The organism is Neisseria sicca (assembly GCF_003044565.1).
Classification (GTDB): Bacteria; Pseudomonadota; Gammaproteobacteria; order Burkholderiales; family Neisseriaceae; genus Neisseria; species Neisseria sicca_A.
In genome coordinates this window covers 129,869-148,953 of the sequence record NZ_POXG01000007.1, presented here as the reverse complement: position 1 = coordinate 148,953, position 19,085 = coordinate 129,869, and the positions used below count along the sequence as shown (strand labels likewise).

The following is a 19,085-nucleotide window of genomic DNA, read 5'->3' as shown; positions in this document are numbered from 1 at the left end:
ATGGAGAGGACTATGTGGAAAGGTCGTCTGAAAAGGTAGCGGGCTGCAATACTGTCTTAGTATGCGCTGTGAGAACGCTCGTTATTGGAAACGGCCGCCTTGCTGGCGCACTATGCCGACTACGTCTCCACCAAATAGCGCGTTCACATCCGTTTCGTCAAATACGTATTTGGTGTGGCAAAAGTCGCAATCGATTTGGATGCTGCCTTGTTCGGCAACTATGCCGCCAATTTCTTCTTCGCCTAACATAAGCAGCATATCGCTGACTTTGCCGTGCGAGCAGGTGCAGGCAAATTCGATACTTTCGGGATCGAAAACCCGCGGTGGGGTTTCGTGATAGAGACGATAGAGAACGTGTTGTGCGTCTAGGGTGGTTAGTTCTTCCGGTGTCAACGTTTGGGTCAGTGTGCTGATAAGCTCCCATGATGCTGCGTCGAGTTCTTCTTCGGGTAGACGTTGTACCAGCAGTCCTCCGCTGACATGATCGGAGGCAGCGAGGGTTATATAGGTATCAAGTTGCTCGGAACGTTTTATATAGTTCATGAGCATTTGGGCGATGTTGTAGCCTTCAAGCGGGACAACGCCTTGCCATGGTTCGGCATCTTTGGGTTGATGCGTCAGTACGAAAACGCTGTTGCTGCCCAAAAGGTCGGTCAGGCTTTCGTCATCACGGATGTCGGCAGTTTCATCCCAGCGGGCGGTAGCGCGAACGGTGTTGTCGGACGTGGCTTCGACCACAAGCATTTTCAGACGACCTTGTCCCTGTACTTGGACAATGAGCGTGCCTTCGTTTTTAAGGTTGCTGGACAGAAGCGCGCCCGCAGCGAGGAGTTCGCCTAAAGCTCGGCGGATGGCGGCAGGGTAGTGTTTTTGTCCGACGATGTGTTCCCACACATTTTCAAGACGGACGTGCAGACCGCGTACAGGCATATCGTCAAAGATGAAACGTGTGCGGATATCGGCGTGGTTGATGTCGGTTTGCGGCATAAATTCCTCTGTTTTTCTGAATGATGGGTTGACGGCTATATGGTTGCGCTTGCAGAGAAATCAAGGGACTTTATAATCTGTCTTGCGTTCTTAACCTTTTGCTTTTAATCGCCATGTTCTACCTCTACCAATCCAACCGCCTCGAATCGCTAGCCGCCCTGTTTGCCGGAATCCAAAGGGTCAGACCGCTTGAGTCTGCTTTGGCGGCGGAACAGATTGTGGTGCAGAGTCAGGGGATGCGGCGTTATTTGAGCGTGTATCTGGCGCGCGAACTGGGGGTGGCGGCGAATTTGCAATTCAGCCTGCCGGCGGGTTTGACGTGGCAGTTGATGCAGAAGCTGATTCCCGATATTCCCGCGCTCAGTCCGTTTTCGCCGGAGGTGATGCGCTGGCGGCTTTTGGATTTGTTCCGCAGCGAGCGTTTTCAGACGACCTCTGAATTTGAAAACGTCCGCTCTGTCTTGCAAAGCTATTTGGGCAGCGGCGAGTCGGCAGATTATCAGTTGGCGGGGCAGTTGGCGGATATTTTCGACCAGTATCTGGTGTACCGGCCGCAGTGGATTGATGCCTGGCAGGAAGGCAAACTTCTGGGACTGGGCGAGGACGAGGTCTGGCAGGCACAGCTTTGGCGGTATTTGGACGACGGCAACCAATCCGCGCCGCACCGTGTGGCGTTGTGGGAAAAGCTGCTGTCGTCTTTGGATAAGGCGCACCTGCCCGAGCGGTTTTTCGTGTTCGGCATTTCGACGATGGCACCGATGTATTTGCAGCTTTTGCAGAAAATTTCGGAACATTGCGATGTGTTTGTGTTCGCACTCAATCCGAGCGGTCAGTATTGGGGCAATGTGATTGAGGCAGCGCAGCTTTTGAAGGGTGGCGACGATGCGGATTTGTCGCAGACGGGGCATCCGCTCTTGGCATCGCTGGGCAAGCAGGGGCGTGATTTTTTTGATTTTCTGACGGAAATCGGCTTGGAGGAGCAGAATGTGTTTGAAGAGGCTTCAGACGACACGCTGCTACACTGCCTGCAAAACGACATTCAAAACCTGCGGATGCCGTCTGAACACAGCCGCGCGGATTTGCTGGACGACGGCTCCGTCCGTATCGTGTCGGCACACAGCCCCTTGCGCGAATTGCAGATTTTGAAAGACAAGCTGTTGCGGATTCTGCACGAACATCCCGACTGGCAGCCGCACGATATTGCTGTTTTGACGCCGAACATAGAGCCGTACAGCCCGTTTATCGAGGCGGTGTTCGGGCAGGCGCAAGGCGGGGCGCAGGCTTTGCCGTATTCGGTGTCGGACGTGAAACTCAGCCGCCGCCAGCCGCTGCTTTACGCGCTGGAGCAGACGCTGGATTTGCTGGAAAGCCGGTTTGAAGTCGATAAAGTGCTGCCGCTGTTGGAAAGCGGTTTGGTGCTCCGCCGTTTCGGGCTGACGGCGGACGATTTGCCGCTGCTGTACGACACCATTGCCGAATTGAACGTGCATTGGGGGTTGGACGGAACAATGCGCGGCGCGGCGGACAATCTGTTCACCTGGCAGCAGGCGTTGGAACGCATCGTGTTGGGCTGGATGCTGCCCGACGACGGCAGCCCGCTCTGGCAAAACGTCAGCGCGTGGCACGGCGATGTCAACCGCCTCGATGTGTTCGGCCGCTTTGCCGCCTTTATCCGCACGCTGTCCCGCCTCGCCGCCGAGTGGCGTAAACCCGCAGCGACGGAGGAATGGACGGAACGCTGCCGCGATTTGGTGCAGTCATTGTTTCTGCCTGATGCCGACGACCAATACGCCTTGCAGCAGTTTGAGCAGGCGTTGGCAAAATGGCAGGAAGAAACCGCGTTGGCAGGCTTTCGCGGCACTTTGCCGCAACACACCGTCATCCGCCACATCCGCCGCTTCTTAGGCAGCGAGAGTCAGGCGGGATTCCTGCGTGGCGGCATCACCTTTTGCAGCATGGTGCCGATGAGGAGCCTGCCGTTTAAAGTCATCTGCCTCTTGGGGCTGAACGACGGCGATTTCCCGCGCAACACCAAAGCCGCCGTGTTCGACCTGATTGCCAAACACCCGCAAAAAGGTGACCGTGCCCGCCGCGACGACGACCGCTACCTTTTCCTCGAAGCCATCATCAGTGCGCGCGACATCCTTTATATCTCCTACGTCGGCCGCAGCATCCGCAACGACGACGAACTCGCCCCGTCCGCCCTCGTCAGCGAACTCATTGACACCGTCGCCGCCATGACCGGACGGCGCAGCAAAGAGCTGGCGGAACACTGGGTCGAGCAACATCCCCTGCAACCGTTCTCCCACCGCTATTTCATCGCAGACAACATTTCAGACGACCTCTTTAGCACGCGGCAGGACTACGCCGAAGCCCTTAACCGTCCGCGAGAACAGGCGCGTCCGTTTTTCAGCGAAGCCCTCGAAGAAAACAGCCCCGCACCGACCGTCTGGCAGGACGACTTCATCCGCTTCTGGAAAAATCCCGTCAAAGCATGGCTGCAACAAACCCTAGGCTGGCGCGAACCCTACCGCGACGAAGCATGGGAATCCGCCGAACCCTTTGAGCCGCAACGCGCCGACAAAATTGCCGCCGCCTATCTCGACGCCCGCCGCCAAAACCAAGACTTTCAAGAAACCGCCGTCCGCCTCGACGCCGAAAGCCTGTTGCCCACCGGTGAACTGGGTAAATTGTGGCAGCAGAATTTCCAAGCCGCCGCCAAACGCATAGACGGCGCATTGCTGCAAAGCCCCAAACTGCCGCCGTTTGCTTACGAAATCCCGTTCGACGGGCAAACCCTGCAAGGCAGCCTCGGCAACCTGTACCAATGCGGCCAAGTGTTCTACCTCGACCGCAAACCCAACGCTCCGCAGCGCATCGCCCTCCTGCTCGAACATTTAATCTTTTGCGCGGTAGGGTCGGCGGTAGGGTCGTCTGAAACCGAAACCCGCCAAACCCATATCGTTCAGCCCGAAGAAACGACGCTTTATCCCGAAATATGCAGCAGCCAAGCGCAAGGAATACTGCAAAAATGGCTGACGTTCTTCAACCTCGGACAAACGCGCCCGCTGCCTTTCTTTGCCAAAACCAGCCTTGCCGCCGCCGAAGCCTACGGCAAAAAACAGAGCTGGGAAGATGCCCTGAACAAAGCCAAGGAAAGCTATCACGGCAACAAAGTCAGCAAAGGGCAAAAAGACTATACCGAAGTCGCTTTAGTGTTCGGCAACGAAGATACCGAGCCGGTGGAAGGAGCGTTGTTCCAGAGATTGGTGGAAGAGCTGTTGATACCGCTGTTGGAAGCGGTCAAGGAGGAATCGTCCGATGCGGCATAGAAGCCGCAAATCGGAAGAGATCGTACCACAGGCAGGCTACGCACTCTGAAAACGCAAACGGAGCAAATCATGTTGAAACATTGCATTGCGATTGCTGTCGCCGTTTTATTGAGTCAAACGGCGTACAGCCAAACCAAACCGAGAACAGCCATGTACACTGACTACACTGCCATTGTTGAAGACAAATGCGCCATCGCGGCGGACGGCGGCAGCATGATGCTTACCGTGCGCAACGCGGCTGGTAAGGAAACGGTTTTCTTTATCAACCGTGGTTTTGATGTCAAAAATACGCCGAAATACAACCAAGTCCGTGATGATAAAGGACGTAAACTGAGCGACAGCGAGAAACAGCAGTTGTTTGCACATCTGAAGACTCTAAAAACAAGGTGTCGCAACAAAGATTGCGCCGAGTTTGTGGATTTGTTCGTCAGGTAAGCCGCATATCGTTTCGGATGGTATTTCTTGTTTTCAGACGACCTTTGGCTTCAAGAACTTATGTGATAAACGAAATCCGGTTTCAGGAACGCGAGTCGATATGGCGCGCCATTTCCAACGCAGTGGCAACGGCGGTCATGAGGCTGCCTGAGTCTGCTTTGCCCGTTCCGGCAAGGTCGAGGGCGGTACCGTGATCGACCGAGGTGCGGATAAAGGGCAGCCCGAGCGTGACGTTGACGCCTTGCCCGAAGCTCGCGTATTTGAGCGTGGGCAGCCCTTGGTCGTGATACATCGCTAAAACGGCATCGGCGTCTTTGAGTAAAAAGGGTTGGAACACCGTATCGGCGGGATACGGGCCGCGTGCGTCTATGCCTTCACTTTGCAGCTGCTTGAGCGCGGGGATGATGATGTCGATTTCTTCATGGCCGAGATGGCCGTTTTCGCCTGCGTGCGGATTCAGTCCGGTCACTAGGATGCGGGGGCGGGCGATGCCGAATTTGTCGCGCAGGTCGGCATGAAGGATGCGGGTTACGGATTCGACCAGCGGGCGGGTAATGGCGGCGGCGATGTCTTTGAGTGGAAGGTGGGTAGTGACGAGTGCCACCCGCAATCCGCCGCCCGCGAGCATCATGACGACTTGTTCGGTTTGGCTTTTTTCGGCGAGGTATTCGGTGTGGCCGCTGAAGAAATGGTCGCTGGCGTGTCCGTCGTTGATGACGCCTTTGTGTAGCGGCGCAGTAACCATGCCGTCGAAGAGGTCGTCTGAAATGCCTTGATAGGCAGCGTCCAGCAGTTTGAGGACGTAGGCGGCATTGGCGGGATTGAGTTTGCCCGCTTGGCAGGGCGCGTCTAAGGGGATGTGCAACACTTCCAATATGCCGCGTTCGGGCTTGCCGCCCTGCGGGTCGAAATCTTGCAGGGTGATGGTTTTGCCTAATTGTTCGGCACGGCTTTGCAGCAGATTTTTGTCGCCCAACACGATGCAGCGGCACGGCAAATCGGCAAACGCCAAATCCAAGCAGATATCGGGGCCGATGCCGGCAGGTTCGCCCGAAGTCACGGCTAAAACAGGTAAAGTCATGCGGATTCCTTATGGAATGAATCTGTTGCAGGAAAATGAAAACAGCGTTGTACGGTATGTTTGAGGTCGTCTGAAAATTTTTCAGACGACCTTTAGCTTATGCCCGCATCAGGCTGCGGTAGGCATTTTGTTTCAAAACAAGCACCAGCCAGCCGAGTGCGAATGCGGTCGGGTAAAACCACAGCATCCGATTGCCGCCAAGCGGCAGGATAAGCGTCAGCATACATGCCAGTACGCCGAAACCCAAAGGCGTCCAAATATCATCCCGTTCGGTATAGTCGGCACACCGCTGCGGCAGCGTCAGCATCCAAACCAGTGCGGAGGCGAATGAAGCGGCCGCCCTGGCAGGAAAGGATGCGTTGGGTGAACAAGGTGCCAGCAGGAATTGCGCCTGTTTTTTTGACAGATGGGGATGGAACGACCGCAGATACAGATTGGCGTTGAACCACAACAATATCATCAAAGCCGTCAGGATAAGCAATACCGAGTTGCCCGCCGTTTGCTCCAAGTGTTTGTTTATCACATTGATTATCGGAAACATGGCAATCAATGACAGATTGACCGTCAGGCCGCCGACAATACTCCGTTCGCTTTTGATGTAGGAGAAAAAGGTACACCATGAATATATCCATGCGAGTACGGTCAGCAGGAAAAACATTACCGAACCGGTCGGGGTCAGGCACACGGCGGTCATCACGACAGGCAATACGAAAGCGCGTACAATCGCCGCTTTTTTAAACACAAAAGTCGCCGTGAAGAGTTTGTAGAGAGACGGCAGCCATGTGAAAAATATACTTCGGCAGACATTGACCAAGAAACACAAGAGCGCCAGCGTGAGGGTGGAGACGAGGGCCAACGAATAATACGCCTCGATATAGGCGGATAAAGCGTCATCGGCTGCCGCTGTAAACATGGCGACGAATATCGCCACAATCGGCAGCACAATCCGCATCTGCCGCCATGATTGCGCTTTCTGTAAAACAGACGTCAGTTTTGTCTTTCGCCTCATCAGCGCCGTGCGTACGGATGGCGATATTTCTTCCTGTAAAGCCGTATTCAGGAAAAACGCATTCACCGTTGCCCGCATATCGCGCCCTTGCTCGGTCAGGCGGTTCAAGCTGTGCAAGAGCGGGAATTTGCCATTGGCGTTGTCAGACAAAACTTCCGCCGCATTGATGCAGTCATAAACCCACTCCAGCTCGTCCGTGCTCATACGGTGGAGAACTTCGCGACTCTCGTGCCAGCGGAAATAAGACGCCCATTGCGCCCATACGATGATATTCGAAATATACCGATCGCGCAGAAAATCCAAAAATTCCCAAGCAATATATTCCGATTCGCCCAAAGGCAGCCGGTCCAATAAAGCGCGGATGTCGGGCCAGGAGCGTTCCAACGCTTCACTTTTCCCTTCATCGTGAATGCGTCCGATTTCCGCCAAAATATAGTCTGAATCTACGCCATCGTATCCATGGTATGAATACGCCTCGGCAGTTGCGCCGCTATATCCGTAGGGGTCGTCTGAAACATCAGTTTCTTCAATATGGTCTGTTTCTGCGTCTTTCCATGTATCGTGCGGATAGGCTTGGGTCGATTCATATTCTGCCGCCGCCCCGTCAACATATTCAGTCTGTGCTTCATCAAGGTCGTCTGAAACATCCGCCTCATCGTTATCGGCATGATCCCAAGACCAATCGTCTGCGTCCTCTTCCTCATCGATGTAGGGCGCACGCGACAAAGCCTCATCAAACGCCTCGCGCAGCCGCTGATATCCCTCCGCGTCATCGTCCGGACGTGTCGATTTCAACAGCTTCGCATAAGCGCGCCTGATGGCCCGTTCGTCACCGGTAGGCGCAATGTGCAGAATTTCCCAGCAATCCATAGATTTCCTTGTTGTGGTATGAGCAGCGGCAAGTCATCAAGTATACAGCCTGGCTTGGTTCAAATTCAAAGGAAACGATACCGATATCGGCAGAACACAACGCCACTTGCCTTCAAAATATAGTGGATTAACTTTAAACCGGTACGGCGTTGCCTCGCCTTAGCTCAAAGAGAACGATTCTCTAAGGTGCTGAAGCACCAAGTGAATCGGTTCCGTACTATCTGTACTGTCTGCGGCTTCGTCGCCTTGTCCTGATTTAGTTAATCCACTATGCCGTTAAAAAGGTCGTCTGAAACCCGATTCCGTTTCAGACGACCTTTGTGTTCAAACCCCGTTATTCGTATTTTTCGCAACGGATGGCAGAGTCTTCGCAGAACATCGCCGAAGTTTCCGCATTGCAGACAGTGCGGACGGCGCGGCGCGCTTCCCATTCGTTTTTCCCCGAAGCCTCAAACAACTTCTGGAACGGCTTGACGCTGCACACATAAACCCGATTCGGGTTGTACTATTTTGACTTGGCAAGGCGTTTTTCCAATTTACTGATACGGGCTTCCAAAGCCTCGATCTTCCGATTCTGTTCGTCAATTAAATGCATCTGCCCCGCCTCTAACCGTGCCAGATTCACTTCTACCCAAGCATGTTCTACTGTTTGTTCTGCTGTTAAATCCGCAATCTGTGCTTCCAATTCGGTAACTGAAGCCGCATTAGCAGCAGGCAAAACAGCGGCAAGCATCAGGGCAAAGAAAGATTTTTTCATGGTATATCTCTACGACAGTTATAAAAACGGCATATTATATAGAAAACCCATATTGAATCAGCAGGCATTACCTTGCTTTGTCTGAATTTAATTTAAAGAGAATTTACCGAAACGCAGACAGAAATGTGACAAAGATACCTTTTGCCTGTCGCAGCCCCTTTTCAGACGACCTTATACCCATTTCAAGCAAAAAACGTTAAAATTCCGCCATTCACCTATCCGACAGCAGCAAAAACATGAGCGCACAAATCCTCGCCGTCGCCAACCAAAAAGGTGGCGTCGGCAAAACCACCACCACCGTCAACCTCGCGGCATCGCTCGCCTCCAAAGGCAAACGCGTCCTCGTCATCGACCTCGACCCGCAAGGCAACGCTACCACAGGCAGCGGCATAGACAAAGCACGCCTCGAAGAAGGCGTGTACCAAGTCGTATTGGGCGATACCGACATCAAAACCGCCGTCGTCCGCAGCGGGGACGGCAGCTACGACGTACTCGGCGCAAACCGTGCGCTTGCCGGAGCCGAAATCGAGCTGGTGCAAGAAATCGCCCGTGAAATCCGCCTCAAAAACGCCCTGCAAACCGTCGAAAACGACTACGACTTCGTCCTCATCGACTGTCCCCCTTCACTGACCCTGCTCACGCTCAACGGACTCGTCGCCGCCAACGGCGTCATCGTCCCCATGTTGTGCGAATACTATGCCCTCGAAGGCATCTCCGACCTCATCGCCACCGTGCGCAAAATCCGTCAGGCAATCAACCCGCGCCTCGACATCACCGGCATCGTCCGCACCCTCTACGACAGCCGCAGCCGCCTCGTCGTCGAAGTCAGCGAACAGCTTTTCCAACATTTCGGCAACCTGATGTTCCAAACCGTCATCCCCCGCAACGTCCGCCTCGCCGAAGCCCCCAGCCACGGCATGCCCGCACTCGCCTACGACGCCAACGCCAAAGGCACCAAAGCCTACCTCGCCTTGGCGGAAGAACTGTTGGAGCGTACTAAAGGTTGATTGAGCCTGAAAGATAAAGTCTGAAAGATATAGTGGATTAAATTTAAACCAGTACGGCGTTGCCTCGCCTTGCCGTACTATCTGTACTGTCTGCGGCTTCGTCGCCTTGTCCTGATTTAAATTTAATCCACCATAAAAAGGTCGTCTGAAAACTTGATTTCCAAGTTTTCAGACGACCTTTTCAGTTATCAAGCTCATATTCTGATGAAAAGAATTGTCAACAATAATATCATTCAGATTAAAAATATTTAATTAATAAACAAAAAGTAGTCTTATGTAATAGCATGATGATTATAAATATTTTGATGATTTTAAAAATGCCATATGTAAAAAAATCGAAAACAAAAGGCTATTCTTTGACAATTTTTAACTCGTGCCCTAATATCCATTCGTTTGAATCTTATCGGGCAAATACTCGAAAAGAACAATAGAAAAACATTTTTTGAGAGGTAAAACAATTATGGAATGGGAATTTAACAGCTACTACACGTTGATTGCCGCCACATTGGTTTTGTTGATTGGTAAGTTTTTGGTCCAAAAGGTCAAATTCCTGCGCGATTTCAACATTCCCGAGCCTGTGGCAGGCGGCTTGATTGCTGCGATTATCTTGTTTGCGCTGCATCAGGCTTACGACGTGAGCTTCAAATTTGAAAAACCGCTGCAAGACGCATTCATGCTGATTTTCTTTACATCCATCGGTTTGAGTGCGGACTTCTCCCGTTTGAAAGCGGGCGGTCTGCCATTGGTGATTTTCACTGCCGTCGTAGGGGCGTTTATCGTCGTGCAAAACTTTGTCGGCGTCGGCTTGGCAACGTTATTGGGACTGGATCCTCTAATCGGTTTGATTACCGGCTCGATTACGCTGACCGGCGGACACGGTACGGCAGGTGCATGGGGGCCTGACTTTGAAAGCAAATTCGGCTTGGTCGGTGCTACCGGATTGGGTATGGCTTCGGCTACCTTCGGGCTGGTGTTCGGCGGCTTGATTGGCGGTCCGGTCGCACGTCTTCTGATTAATAGAATGGGTCGCAAGCCTATTGAACAAAGCTCAAGCGTAGAAAATACCGATGAGCAGACTGATGATGTATTCGAGCAAGCAAAGCGCACACGTCTGATTACTGCCGAATCCGCCGTCGAAACGCTTGCTATGTTTGCAGCGTGTTTGGCATTTGCCGAAATTGTGGACGGCTACGATAAAGAATATCTGTATGACTTGCCGAAATTTGTATGGAGTTTGTTTGCCGGTGTCGTCATCCGCAACATTTTGACTTCTGCATTTAAAGTTAATATGTTCGACCGCGCCATCGACGTATTCGGCAATGCCTCCCTGTCGCTTTTCCTTGCTATGGCTCTGTTGAACCTGAAACTGTGGGAATTGACCGGTCTGGCAGGTCCTGTAACCGTCATCCTTGCCGTACAAACCGTTGTCATGATTCTGTATGCGACATTTGTAACCTACGTCTTTATGGGACGCGATTACGATGCGGCAGTTTTGTCAGCGGGGCATTGCGGTTTCGGCTTGGGTGCAACGCCGACCGCCGTTGCCAATATGCAGTCCATCACGCAAACCTTCGGTCCTTCGCATAAAGCGTTCTTGATTGTGCCTATGGTCGGCGCGTTCTTTGTGGACTTGATTAACGCGTTGATTCTCTCTGGTTTCGTAAACTATATCCACAGATAAGTAAGCGTTATCACCGTTCGTTGAAAAAGCACTTGCAACATTATTTACTTGTTGCAAGTGCTTTTGTTATGATGGTCGTCTGAACGACAAAACGGTTCGGTTTCCGAGCCGTATCAAGGAGTATTATTTATGCACAAGAAACTGCTGGCTTTGCCGCTTATCGCCCTGATGTTGGCGGCGTGCGGCAAAGAAGAACCCAAGCAGGCTTTGGAGTGTGGCAATCCCGCCGCTATTCAAAGTATCCGCAACCAAATCCAAGAAACCATCAAGCGCGAGGCGCGTGCCTTTGTCCGTGCCGACAGTCGCCAATTTGTCGATGCCGATAAAATCATTGCCGCCGGCTCCGAGTTGAATATCGTCTTGGACAATCCGCAAGAAATCACAGAAGACAACAAATCCCTGTGTAGCGCCGATTTGAAAATCCAAATCCCTGCCGAAGTATTGCGCTCCGCCGATGCCAACAGTCCGCTGATTTACAGCAACACCGGCTTGACCGAAATGCTTCAGCAGAAAATCATGGGCAGCAACCTGAGTTTTGAGAACAACACTTTCTCAGCCCGCGTCCGCTATACGCCCGATCCGAAAGTCGGTACGGTTTCTTTGGAAGACAATACCGTCAACATGACCGCGCAAACCCTGTCTTCCTTGCTGCTGCCTTACGGCGTGAAAAGCATCGTGATGATAGACGGCAAGGCAGTCAGCAAAGAAGAAGCGATTAAAATCCTGCAAAGCAAAGCCGTTGAAGAGCCACCTGTTGCCAAAGCGGAGGATATTTTGGAAAACAATGCGGCGAGCCAAGCTTCGGGCGTACCGCCTGCCGCCGGTCTTGAAACCGAAATCCTGCGTCCTGACAACGAAGAGAAGCCGGAACAGCCGTCGTTCTCTCAAAGCGATTTGGACAATGCCCGTTCGCAAAACCATCAGGCTGAGTCAGAAATCAAAGGCGTATGGGACGGTATGGAGCGCACTGTCCAACAAGAAATGCTGGCAGAACAACGCGCTTGGATTCAAACCAAAAACCAAAACTGCCAACAGGCAGCGGCTAGGGCGGACAGTCCCGCGCAAAACGAATACCTCAAGCTCCAATGCGATACCCGCATGACGCGCGAGCGTACTCAATATCTGCGCGGCTATTCGATTAACTAAGCTGCAAAGCCGACGGACGGCTGGTGTTGGAGCCGTCGTCATCCGTTATTAAAAAGGTCGTCTGAAATGCTGTTTGGCGTTTCAGACGACCTTTTTATTGCGGTACAATCCACATTGCTCGTTGCATAATATAGTGGATTAAATTTAAACCAGTACGGTGTTGCCTCGCCTTAGCTCAAAGAGAACGATTCTCTAAGGTGCTGAAGCACCAAGTGAATCGGTTCCGTACTATCTGTACTGTCTGCGGCTTCGTCGCCTTGTCCTGATTTAAAGTTAATCCACTATAAAAGCATCAGATGAAGCACCGAGCCAATCGCATTCTCCTTCATTTTCTCCGTAAATTATAAGAAAGCACATTGATGAAAACCCTCGCATTTCTCCTGCTGACAAGCTTTTCCCTGCACGCTGCCGCACAAGATTATGTTCTGGCGGAAGACCGTCTCAGTAGCGGCTCATTGACACTCAACGGCAAGCAGTTTTCTGTCGAAACCATCAGTCGAAACGGCAATGTATGCGAGTATGAAGGCACGATTAAAAACCGCGTCAGCAAAGACCGTGATGGCTGCATCGTACATTTCTTCTTTGCCGACAACAGCGTGAAGCTGACTATTCCGGATTCTGCCCGCGAAGCCTGCCAAGAATACTGCGGACATAATGCAACTTTCGATGCGACGTATTACAAAATGCCTGCCGCCTGTTCCGCAAAAGGCACGGCAGCAATGGAAAAACGTTTTCAGACGACCTATCAGGGCAAACGCTATCGCGAAGCTGCCGCTATCAAACAACGTTATCTCAACGAATGCGACAAGTTCCTCTATCTGACCGACTGGATGCGGACGCTGAACGATTTGTCCGTCAGCTATAAAAATGCCGGAGACAAAGCAGCATGTCGCAAGGCGCTTGCCCCGATGGATGAATGGCTGAAGGATTACCGTCCGAGCTACCTCAATGAAGAAGCATACAAGCGCGAAGCTGCCGCCGCACAATTTAATTTGAAGCAATGCAGCGACGAATAATCGCAGTCCGCCATCGAATCCCACACTAGCGGGGAAGGCGGCAAAGTCGCCGTGACGGCAAAAAAAGGTCGTCTGAAAACAAACGCAGCAGGTTTTATTGAACCTGAAGCCGTTTTCAGACGACCTTTTATAGTGGATTAACTTTAAACCAGTACGGCGTTGCCTCGCCTTAGCTCAAAGAGAACGATTCTCTAAGGTGCTGAAGCACCAAGTGAATCGGTTCCGTACTATCTGTACTGTCTGCGGCTTCGTCGCCTTGTCCTGATTTAGTTAATCCACTATAAATCAGGACGGGCAGAGTAACGCCGTATGGATTTGAACTTGCTCTCCATACCCCCTTCAAAACAAAACGGGCGGCTTGGATGGCCGCCCGTTTGGTTGCCCGTTGTTTATTTGATGATTTGGTTCAGTTCGCCTTTGGCGTAGCGGGTTGCCATTTTCTCAAGTGAAACAGGTTTGATTTTGCCTGCCTGACCTTCGCAGCCGAATGCGAGGTAGCGGTCGAGACAGATTTGTTTCATGGCTTCGACGGTTTTGCTCAGGTATTTGCGCGGGTCAAACTCGGACGGGTTTTCTGCCATGAAGCGGCGGATGGCGCCGGTGGAGGCGAGGCGCAGGTCGGTGTCGATGTTGACTTTGCGCACGCCGTGTTTGATGCCTTCGACGATTTCTTCTACGGGTACGCCGTAGGTTTCACCGATTTTGCCGCCGTATTCGTTGATGACTTTCAGCCATTCTTGAGGAACGGAGCTGGAGCCGTGCATGACGATGTGGGTGTTGGGCAGGGCTTGGTGGATTTCTTTGATGCGGTCGATACGCAATACGTCGCCGGTGGGCGGACGGGTGAATTTGTATGCGCCGTGGCTGGTGCCGACGGCGATGGCGAGCGCGTCGACGCCAGTGTCTTTGACGAAGCGTACGGCATCTTCAACGCTGGTGAGCATTTGGTCATGAGAGAGTTTGCCGACTGCGCCTACGCCGTCTTCTTCGCCTGCTTCGCCGGTTTCGAGGTTGCCCAATACGCCGATTTCGCCTTCGACGGATACGCCGCAGGCGTGGGAGAAGTTAACGACGGTACGGGTGGCGTTGACGTTGTATTCGTAGGTGGACGGGGTTTTGCCGTCTTCCATCAGCGAGCCGTCCATCATGACGGAGGAGAAGCCCAGTTGGATGGAGCGTTGGCACACGTCGGGCGATGCGCCGTGGTCTTGGTGCATGACGACGGGGATGTGCGGGAATTCTTCGACTGCCGCCAGAATCAGGTGGCGTAAAAACGGCGCGCCTGCATATTTGCGCGCGCCGGCGGATGCTTGAACGATAACGGGAGCGTTGACTTGGTCTGCGGCTTCCATGATGGCGCGCATTTGTTCGAGGTTGTTGACGTTGAATGCGGGCAGGCCGTAGCTGTTTTCGGCGGCATGGTCGAGCAGTTGGCGCATGGATACGAGTGCCATTTAAATCTCCTTGGTGAGGTAGTGGGATGGTGATGTGGGAAATTATAATGTTTTTCTTATTAAAAGACTACACGGGGCTACATCGGTTTTATATGTTAATGAGATTTTTTGCGGCTGCGGCGGGCAAGCGGTGCGGTCGGTATTTGTCTGACATGGTTTATAATAACGGTTTGTTGTTGCGGTCGTCTGAAACGGCGGCGGGAGGTGTGTGATGGGTAAGTTGGCAGTGTCGGATGTGGATGCGGTGTTGTTTCAGACGACCTTATGCGTGCAGGTGGGCGACGTGAATTACGGCGGTCATCTGGCGAACGATGCCGTTTTGCGTTTGTGCCATGAGGTGCGGATGCGCTGGCTGGCGGGTTTGGGCTGGAGCGAAACGGACGCGGGCGGCGCGGGGCTGATTATGGCGGACGCGGCGGTGCAATATCTGGCACAAGGCTTTTACGGCGATGAATTGTCGGCGGAAATGGGCGTTGAGGACATCGGCAAGGGCGGGTTTGCATTGTTGTTCCGCCTGACGCGCATTACGGACGGCAAGGTGCTGGCACGGGCGCGCACGGGCATGGTGTGTTTCGATTATGCGCGCCAAAAGGTTTGCCGATTGCCGGAGGCTTTGAAAACCGTGTTGGAGGTCGTCTGAAAATGTTGGCGCGCGATTTCGGACTGTCTTTGGACGGCTATTTGAAAATGTTGGGACAACAAGGCAAGTCGGCGTACACGCTGTCTGCATACGGTCGCGATTTGACCGAACTCGTGCGGCTTTTGACGGAAGGGTCGTCTGAAACGACGCAGGATTTGACGCGGCGCGATTTTGTGGCGGCGTTGAAACGGCTGTCGCAACAAGGTTTGAGCGAACGGACGCTGGCGCGCAAATTATCGGCGTGGCGGCAATATTGCGGCTGGCTCGTGCAGTCGGGCATGATGGACAACGACCCGACCTTCAACCTGAAAGCCCCGCGCCTGCCTGAACGCCTGCCCAAAGCCTTGCCGCAGGAAGAGTTGAACCATATGCTCGACAGCACGCCCGCCAACGACAGTTTGGCAGTGCGCGACCATGCCTTGTTTGAACTGATGTACGGAAGCGGCCTGCGCCTGAGCGAGATACACGGATTGGATTTGGGTGATGTGTTGCTGGACGAAGGCTGGGTGAGCGTAACCGGTAAAGGCAGGAAAGAGCGGCAAGTCCCGCTGTCGGGCAAAAGCGTCGAAGCCTTGCGCGCCTATCTGTTCGAACGCGTCGCGGCAGACAGCGAAACCGCGCTTTTTACCGGCAAAAACGGCACGCGGCTCGGACAGCGGCAAATCCAAAAACGCCTTCAGACATGGGCGGTGCAGCAGGGCAGCGGACAACACATTTCCCCGCACATGATGCGCCACAGCTACGCCAGCCACCTTTTGCAATCCTCGCGCGACATCCGCGCCGTGCAAGAGCTGCTGGGGCATAGCAACCTCTCGACCACGCAGATTTACACCAAGCTGGATTTCGACCATCTGGCAAAGGTTTACGACGAGGGGCATCCGCGGGCGAAACGCAAGAAGTGAAGAGGGCGGCTTGAGCGGTTTCAACTCTAAGACTCGGTATAAACAAAGGTCGTCTGAAACCGTTTCAGACGACCTTTAAGCATCGATTAAACGTTATAGTGGATTAAATTTAAATCAGGACAAGGCGACAAAGCCGCAGACAGTACAGATAGTACGGAACCGATTCACTTGGTGCTTCAGCACCTTAGAGAATCGTTCTCTTTGAGCTAAGGCGAGGCAACGCCGTACTGGTTTAAAGTTAATCCACTATAATTAAACATCAATCCTCCCGCTTGCGCACCTCCGCAGGCGTGCAGTCGAAATATTGCTTGAATGCCTGCGTGAAGCTGGATGTGTGTCCGTAGCCGCAGCGGTAAGCGATTTCGCTGATGCTCTCTTTGCCCGTCGTCAACGCATACAGCGCATATTGCATATGTTTGTGCCGCAGCCAGTCGCTGACGGTAATTCCGAAATAATCCCGCAGGCGGCGTTGCAGCGTCCGTTCGCTGACATGCAGCGCGGCGGCGAGTTCCGCCACTTGGTGCGCGCCTTGGTCAAATGCCTGATTCAAACCATGCACAAACCCGTCCCCATCCGACGGGCGAACCGTCCCGCCCGATTTTTCAGACGACGGCGACAATGGATAACGGCTGCAAAAATCGCGCCACAATCCCGCGAGCAACTGCAAAGCATCGGCTTCGCGCTGCAAAACATCGCCCAGCCCGTCGCCCTGCGCCGACAGCATCAAACTGTTTTCCGCCAAAGCGCGCAATTCATCGCTCAAATGCCAATGCCGCACCGTCTCGCGGTAAACCGCCGGCAGCATCGCCGCGTATTGCGGTTGCGACAGCCATTGCTCTATGCCTTTCAACGTGATTTTCGCCGTTTTCTCCCCTTGATAGAGATAACGGCTGAACAAAATCTCCTCCTCCGCAGCAATCAGCACCACCCGTCCGCCGTCAGCCTCAATCTGATAGCGGTTTTGATTGATGGCAAAATCCAAACGCCCTTCCAGCAGCAGAATAAACGAAATATACGGCTCGGCAAGCTGCGTACTTTGGAAATCCTTTTGCGCGATCACGCAGCCGCCATGCACGGAAATGCCGCTGTGCAGCGTATCGAAACGGTAATTGCCGCTCAGATAATCGCTGCCGCCGCCTTGTTGCACCAGCCGGACGAAATGCTGGCTGTTTAAAGAGTCTCTTTCCATAAATCATTTTATTTTCAACAGACTGCCAAACACAATAACACCGATTTCCCTTCAGGTAAACCGACACGAGGGTCGTCTGAAACCCTAATCTGCGTCTTTTTTCAAAACGCTTCTGATAAAAAGAGGGAGGCTGGTGTCAGATGAATAATGGGCTGCGAATAGAAAAAGGTCGTCTGAAAACCTGATTTTTAAGGTTTTCAGACGACCTTTGCGCATTTTGTCTGGATCGTTTCCAGATGTTTTAGAACATAGAATGCCCGCTGGCGGTTTTTTCCGGTATGGATTGAATCACGTCCCAATGTTCGACGATTTTACCGTTGCGGTCGAAGCGGAAAATATCGACGACCGCTTCGCCCCTGTCTTGGGCAGAGGTCTGGTTGAAGACGTGCATGAACACCAAATCACCTTCGGCTGCGATGCGTTTCACTTCGGCACGCGAGCCGGGATGTTCTTTTAAAAACGGAGCGAAAGCGTCGATGAAGGCTTGTCCGCCGTCGGCAACGGTCGGATTGTGCTGGATATAGGTTTTGCCGACATATTTGCTGACGGCTTCTTGCAGTTTGTGTTGATTGAACGCGAGGTCGTAGAAGGCGAGGGCGTTGGCTTTGTTGCGCGCTTCTTCGGTTTGCGCGGCTTTGATGCGGGCGGGTTTGGCTTTGGGGGCAGCGTATGCGGCGGTTGATGAGAGGGCTGCTGCGGTCAGTAAGACGGCGATGATTTTTTTCATTTTTCGATTTCATTTTGGTTTTGGGGGATGGATAGGTCGTCTGAAAACCTGATTCTTAAGGTTTTCAGACGACCTTTGACTTAGACGGCGGTTAAGCGGCGGCAACGGTAAAGCGTTCAAACAAATGCGCTTTGTTTTCCGCGTCGTCGGCGATGGCGACTGCCAAATCCGCCACGCTGATGCCTGCCGGAATTTCACCGTCCATCAGCAAATCGTCTTTGCCCAAACGGTATTTGCCGGTTTTGCCTTCGCTGAAACCGCCGTCCGCGCCCAGTCGTGCCGGAGGGGAAACGAAAGACCAGTTCACATCGCGGCGCGGCAGGAGTGCGGTCAAGAGATGGCGTGCGGCATTGGCGCCGTCGTAAATGGCTTTGGGGAAGTCGGGTGTATCGACAACTTGCAAATCAGGCGCGGCATACAGACTGCCTGCGCCGCCGACGATTAAGAGATACGGCACTTGCGCCGCTTTTGCCGCTTCGACGATGTTGTTTGCGCCGCGTGTAAAATCCGCGCCGATATTGGGATTGCTCCAGCCGGGATTGAACGCGCTGACCACGGCGTCAAAGCCTGCCAGCTTGTCGGCGAAGTCCGCCGCGTTCACGTCTGCGGAGACGGCGGCGACATTTTGCGCTTGGAACACTTTATCCGTGTTACGGGCAAAAGCGGTCACTTTATGCCCACGACCTGCCAATTCTTGAACGACTGCGTTGCCGACATAACCTGTTGCGCCGATGACTGCGATTTTCATGTTTGACTCCTTGTTGAAGTGTGATTGATTAGATGAACACATTGTAAGGTCGTCTGAAACGCTTGATAATCCCTATTTTGCTGTTATGATTGTGAAGTTAAACT

General features: G+C 53.0%; 17 protein-coding genes. 9 read left to right on the top strand and 8 right to left on the bottom strand.

What is annotated here, in order from left to right; translation table 11 throughout:
- Window positions 1–81 precede the first annotated feature (81 nt).
- Window positions 82–987, bottom strand: coding sequence for an Hsp33 family molecular chaperone HslO (hslO, locus tag DBZ16_RS12630; RefSeq protein ID WP_107814235.1), 906 nt, complete (start codon window positions 985–987; stop codon window positions 82–84).
- Between the two features lie 113 nt (window positions 988–1,100).
- Here hslO and recC point away from each other — a divergent pair, with 113 nt between their 5' ends.
- Together recC and DBZ16_RS12620 are read left to right on the top strand one after the other, a co-directional pair.
- A complete protein-coding gene (gene recC / locus DBZ16_RS12625; RefSeq protein WP_107814234.1) occupies window positions 1,101–4,319 on the top strand; it encodes an exodeoxyribonuclease V subunit gamma in 3,219 nt (1,072 codons plus the stop codon).
- A 69-nt stretch (window positions 4,320–4,388) separates the two neighbouring features.
- Window positions 4,389–4,754: a hypothetical protein gene (locus DBZ16_RS12620; protein ID WP_107814233.1), complete on the top strand. Its 366-nt coding sequence runs from the start codon at window positions 4,389–4,391 to the stop codon at window positions 4,752–4,754.
- An 82-nt stretch (window positions 4,755–4,836) separates the two neighbouring features.
- Here DBZ16_RS12620 and pdxA read toward each other — a convergent pair whose 3' ends face one another.
- Window positions 4,837–5,835 (bottom strand): 4-hydroxythreonine-4-phosphate dehydrogenase PdxA, encoded by a 999-nt coding sequence (pdxA, locus tag DBZ16_RS12615; RefSeq protein WP_107814232.1) that lies wholly within the window; start codon window positions 5,833–5,835, stop codon window positions 4,837–4,839.
- A 97-nt stretch (window positions 5,836–5,932) separates the two neighbouring features.
- Window positions 5,933–7,714, bottom strand: coding sequence for a J domain-containing protein (locus DBZ16_RS12610; RefSeq protein WP_107814231.1), 1,782 nt, complete (start codon window positions 7,712–7,714; stop codon window positions 5,933–5,935).
- A gap of 356 nt (window positions 7,715–8,070) precedes the next feature.
- Between DBZ16_RS12610 and DBZ16_RS16560 the strand changes: the two genes are divergently transcribed.
- The gene (locus DBZ16_RS16560) at window positions 8,071–8,202 is read left to right on the top strand and encodes a hypothetical protein (protein WP_276308314.1); all 132 of its coding nucleotides are present in this window, start codon (window positions 8,071–8,073) and stop codon (window positions 8,200–8,202) included.
- 17 nt (window positions 8,203–8,219) lie between these two features.
- Here DBZ16_RS16560 and DBZ16_RS12600 read toward each other — a convergent pair whose 3' ends face one another.
- A complete protein-coding gene (locus DBZ16_RS12600) occupies window positions 8,220–8,471 on the bottom strand; it encodes a hypothetical protein (protein WP_070513881.1) in 252 nt (83 codons plus the stop codon).
- A 236-nt stretch (window positions 8,472–8,707) separates the two neighbouring features.
- Here DBZ16_RS12600 and DBZ16_RS12595 point away from each other — a divergent pair, with 236 nt between their 5' ends.
- The 4 genes from DBZ16_RS12595 to DBZ16_RS12575 all read left to right on the top strand — a co-directional run bounded on the left by DBZ16_RS12595 (window position 8,708) and on the right by DBZ16_RS12575 (window position 13,321).
- Entirely contained in the window at window positions 8,708–9,478 is a 771-nt protein-coding gene (locus tag DBZ16_RS12595) for a ParA family protein (protein ID WP_003741993.1), read from the top strand.
- A 460-nt stretch (window positions 9,479–9,938) separates the two neighbouring features.
- Window positions 9,939–11,159 (top strand): sodium/glutamate symporter, encoded by a 1,221-nt coding sequence (gltS, locus tag DBZ16_RS12585; RefSeq protein WP_107814230.1) that lies wholly within the window; start codon window positions 9,939–9,941, stop codon window positions 11,157–11,159.
- Window positions 11,160–11,288: 129 nt separating this feature from the next.
- Window positions 11,289–12,305 carry a lysozyme inhibitor LprI family protein gene (locus tag DBZ16_RS12580; protein WP_107814229.1) on the top strand — a complete coding sequence of 339 codons (1,017 nt, stop codon included), beginning with the start codon at window positions 11,289–11,291 and terminating at the stop codon, window positions 12,303–12,305.
- A gap of 359 nt (window positions 12,306–12,664) precedes the next feature.
- Window positions 12,665–13,321: a hypothetical protein gene (locus tag DBZ16_RS12575; RefSeq protein ID WP_107814228.1), complete on the top strand. Its 657-nt coding sequence runs from the start codon at window positions 12,665–12,667 to the stop codon at window positions 13,319–13,321.
- 389 nt (window positions 13,322–13,710) lie between these two features.
- Here DBZ16_RS12575 and fba read toward each other — a convergent pair whose 3' ends face one another.
- Window positions 13,711–14,775: a class II fructose-bisphosphate aldolase gene (gene fba, locus DBZ16_RS12565; protein WP_107814227.1), complete on the bottom strand. Its 1,065-nt coding sequence runs from the start codon at window positions 14,773–14,775 to the stop codon at window positions 13,711–13,713.
- A 211-nt stretch (window positions 14,776–14,986) separates the two neighbouring features.
- Between fba and DBZ16_RS12555 the strand changes: the two genes are divergently transcribed.
- Window positions 14,987–15,415: an acyl-CoA thioesterase gene (locus DBZ16_RS12555; protein ID WP_107814225.1), complete on the top strand. Its 429-nt coding sequence runs from the start codon at window positions 14,987–14,989 to the stop codon at window positions 15,413–15,415.
- Between the two features lie 2 nt (window positions 15,416–15,417).
- Window positions 15,418–16,317: a tyrosine recombinase XerC gene (locus tag DBZ16_RS12550; protein WP_107814224.1), complete on the top strand. Its 900-nt coding sequence runs from the start codon at window positions 15,418–15,420 to the stop codon at window positions 16,315–16,317.
- A 259-nt stretch (window positions 16,318–16,576) separates the two neighbouring features.
- Here DBZ16_RS12550 and DBZ16_RS12540 read toward each other — a convergent pair whose 3' ends face one another.
- The 3 genes from DBZ16_RS12540 to DBZ16_RS12530 form a co-directional block, all read right to left on the bottom strand.
- Window positions 16,577–17,506: a helix-turn-helix transcriptional regulator gene (locus DBZ16_RS12540; protein WP_107814223.1), complete on the bottom strand. Its 930-nt coding sequence runs from the start codon at window positions 17,504–17,506 to the stop codon at window positions 16,577–16,579.
- A 241-nt stretch (window positions 17,507–17,747) separates the two neighbouring features.
- Complete coding sequence (locus DBZ16_RS12535; protein ID WP_107814222.1) at window positions 17,748–18,233, bottom strand: nuclear transport factor 2 family protein; 486 nt, start codon at window positions 18,231–18,233, stop codon at window positions 17,748–17,750.
- 91 nt (window positions 18,234–18,324) lie between these two features.
- Window positions 18,325–18,981 carry an NAD(P)-dependent oxidoreductase gene (locus tag DBZ16_RS12530; RefSeq protein WP_107814221.1) on the bottom strand — a complete coding sequence of 219 codons (657 nt, stop codon included), beginning with the start codon at window positions 18,979–18,981 and terminating at the stop codon, window positions 18,325–18,327.
- Window positions 18,982–19,085: the final 104 nt, after the last annotated feature.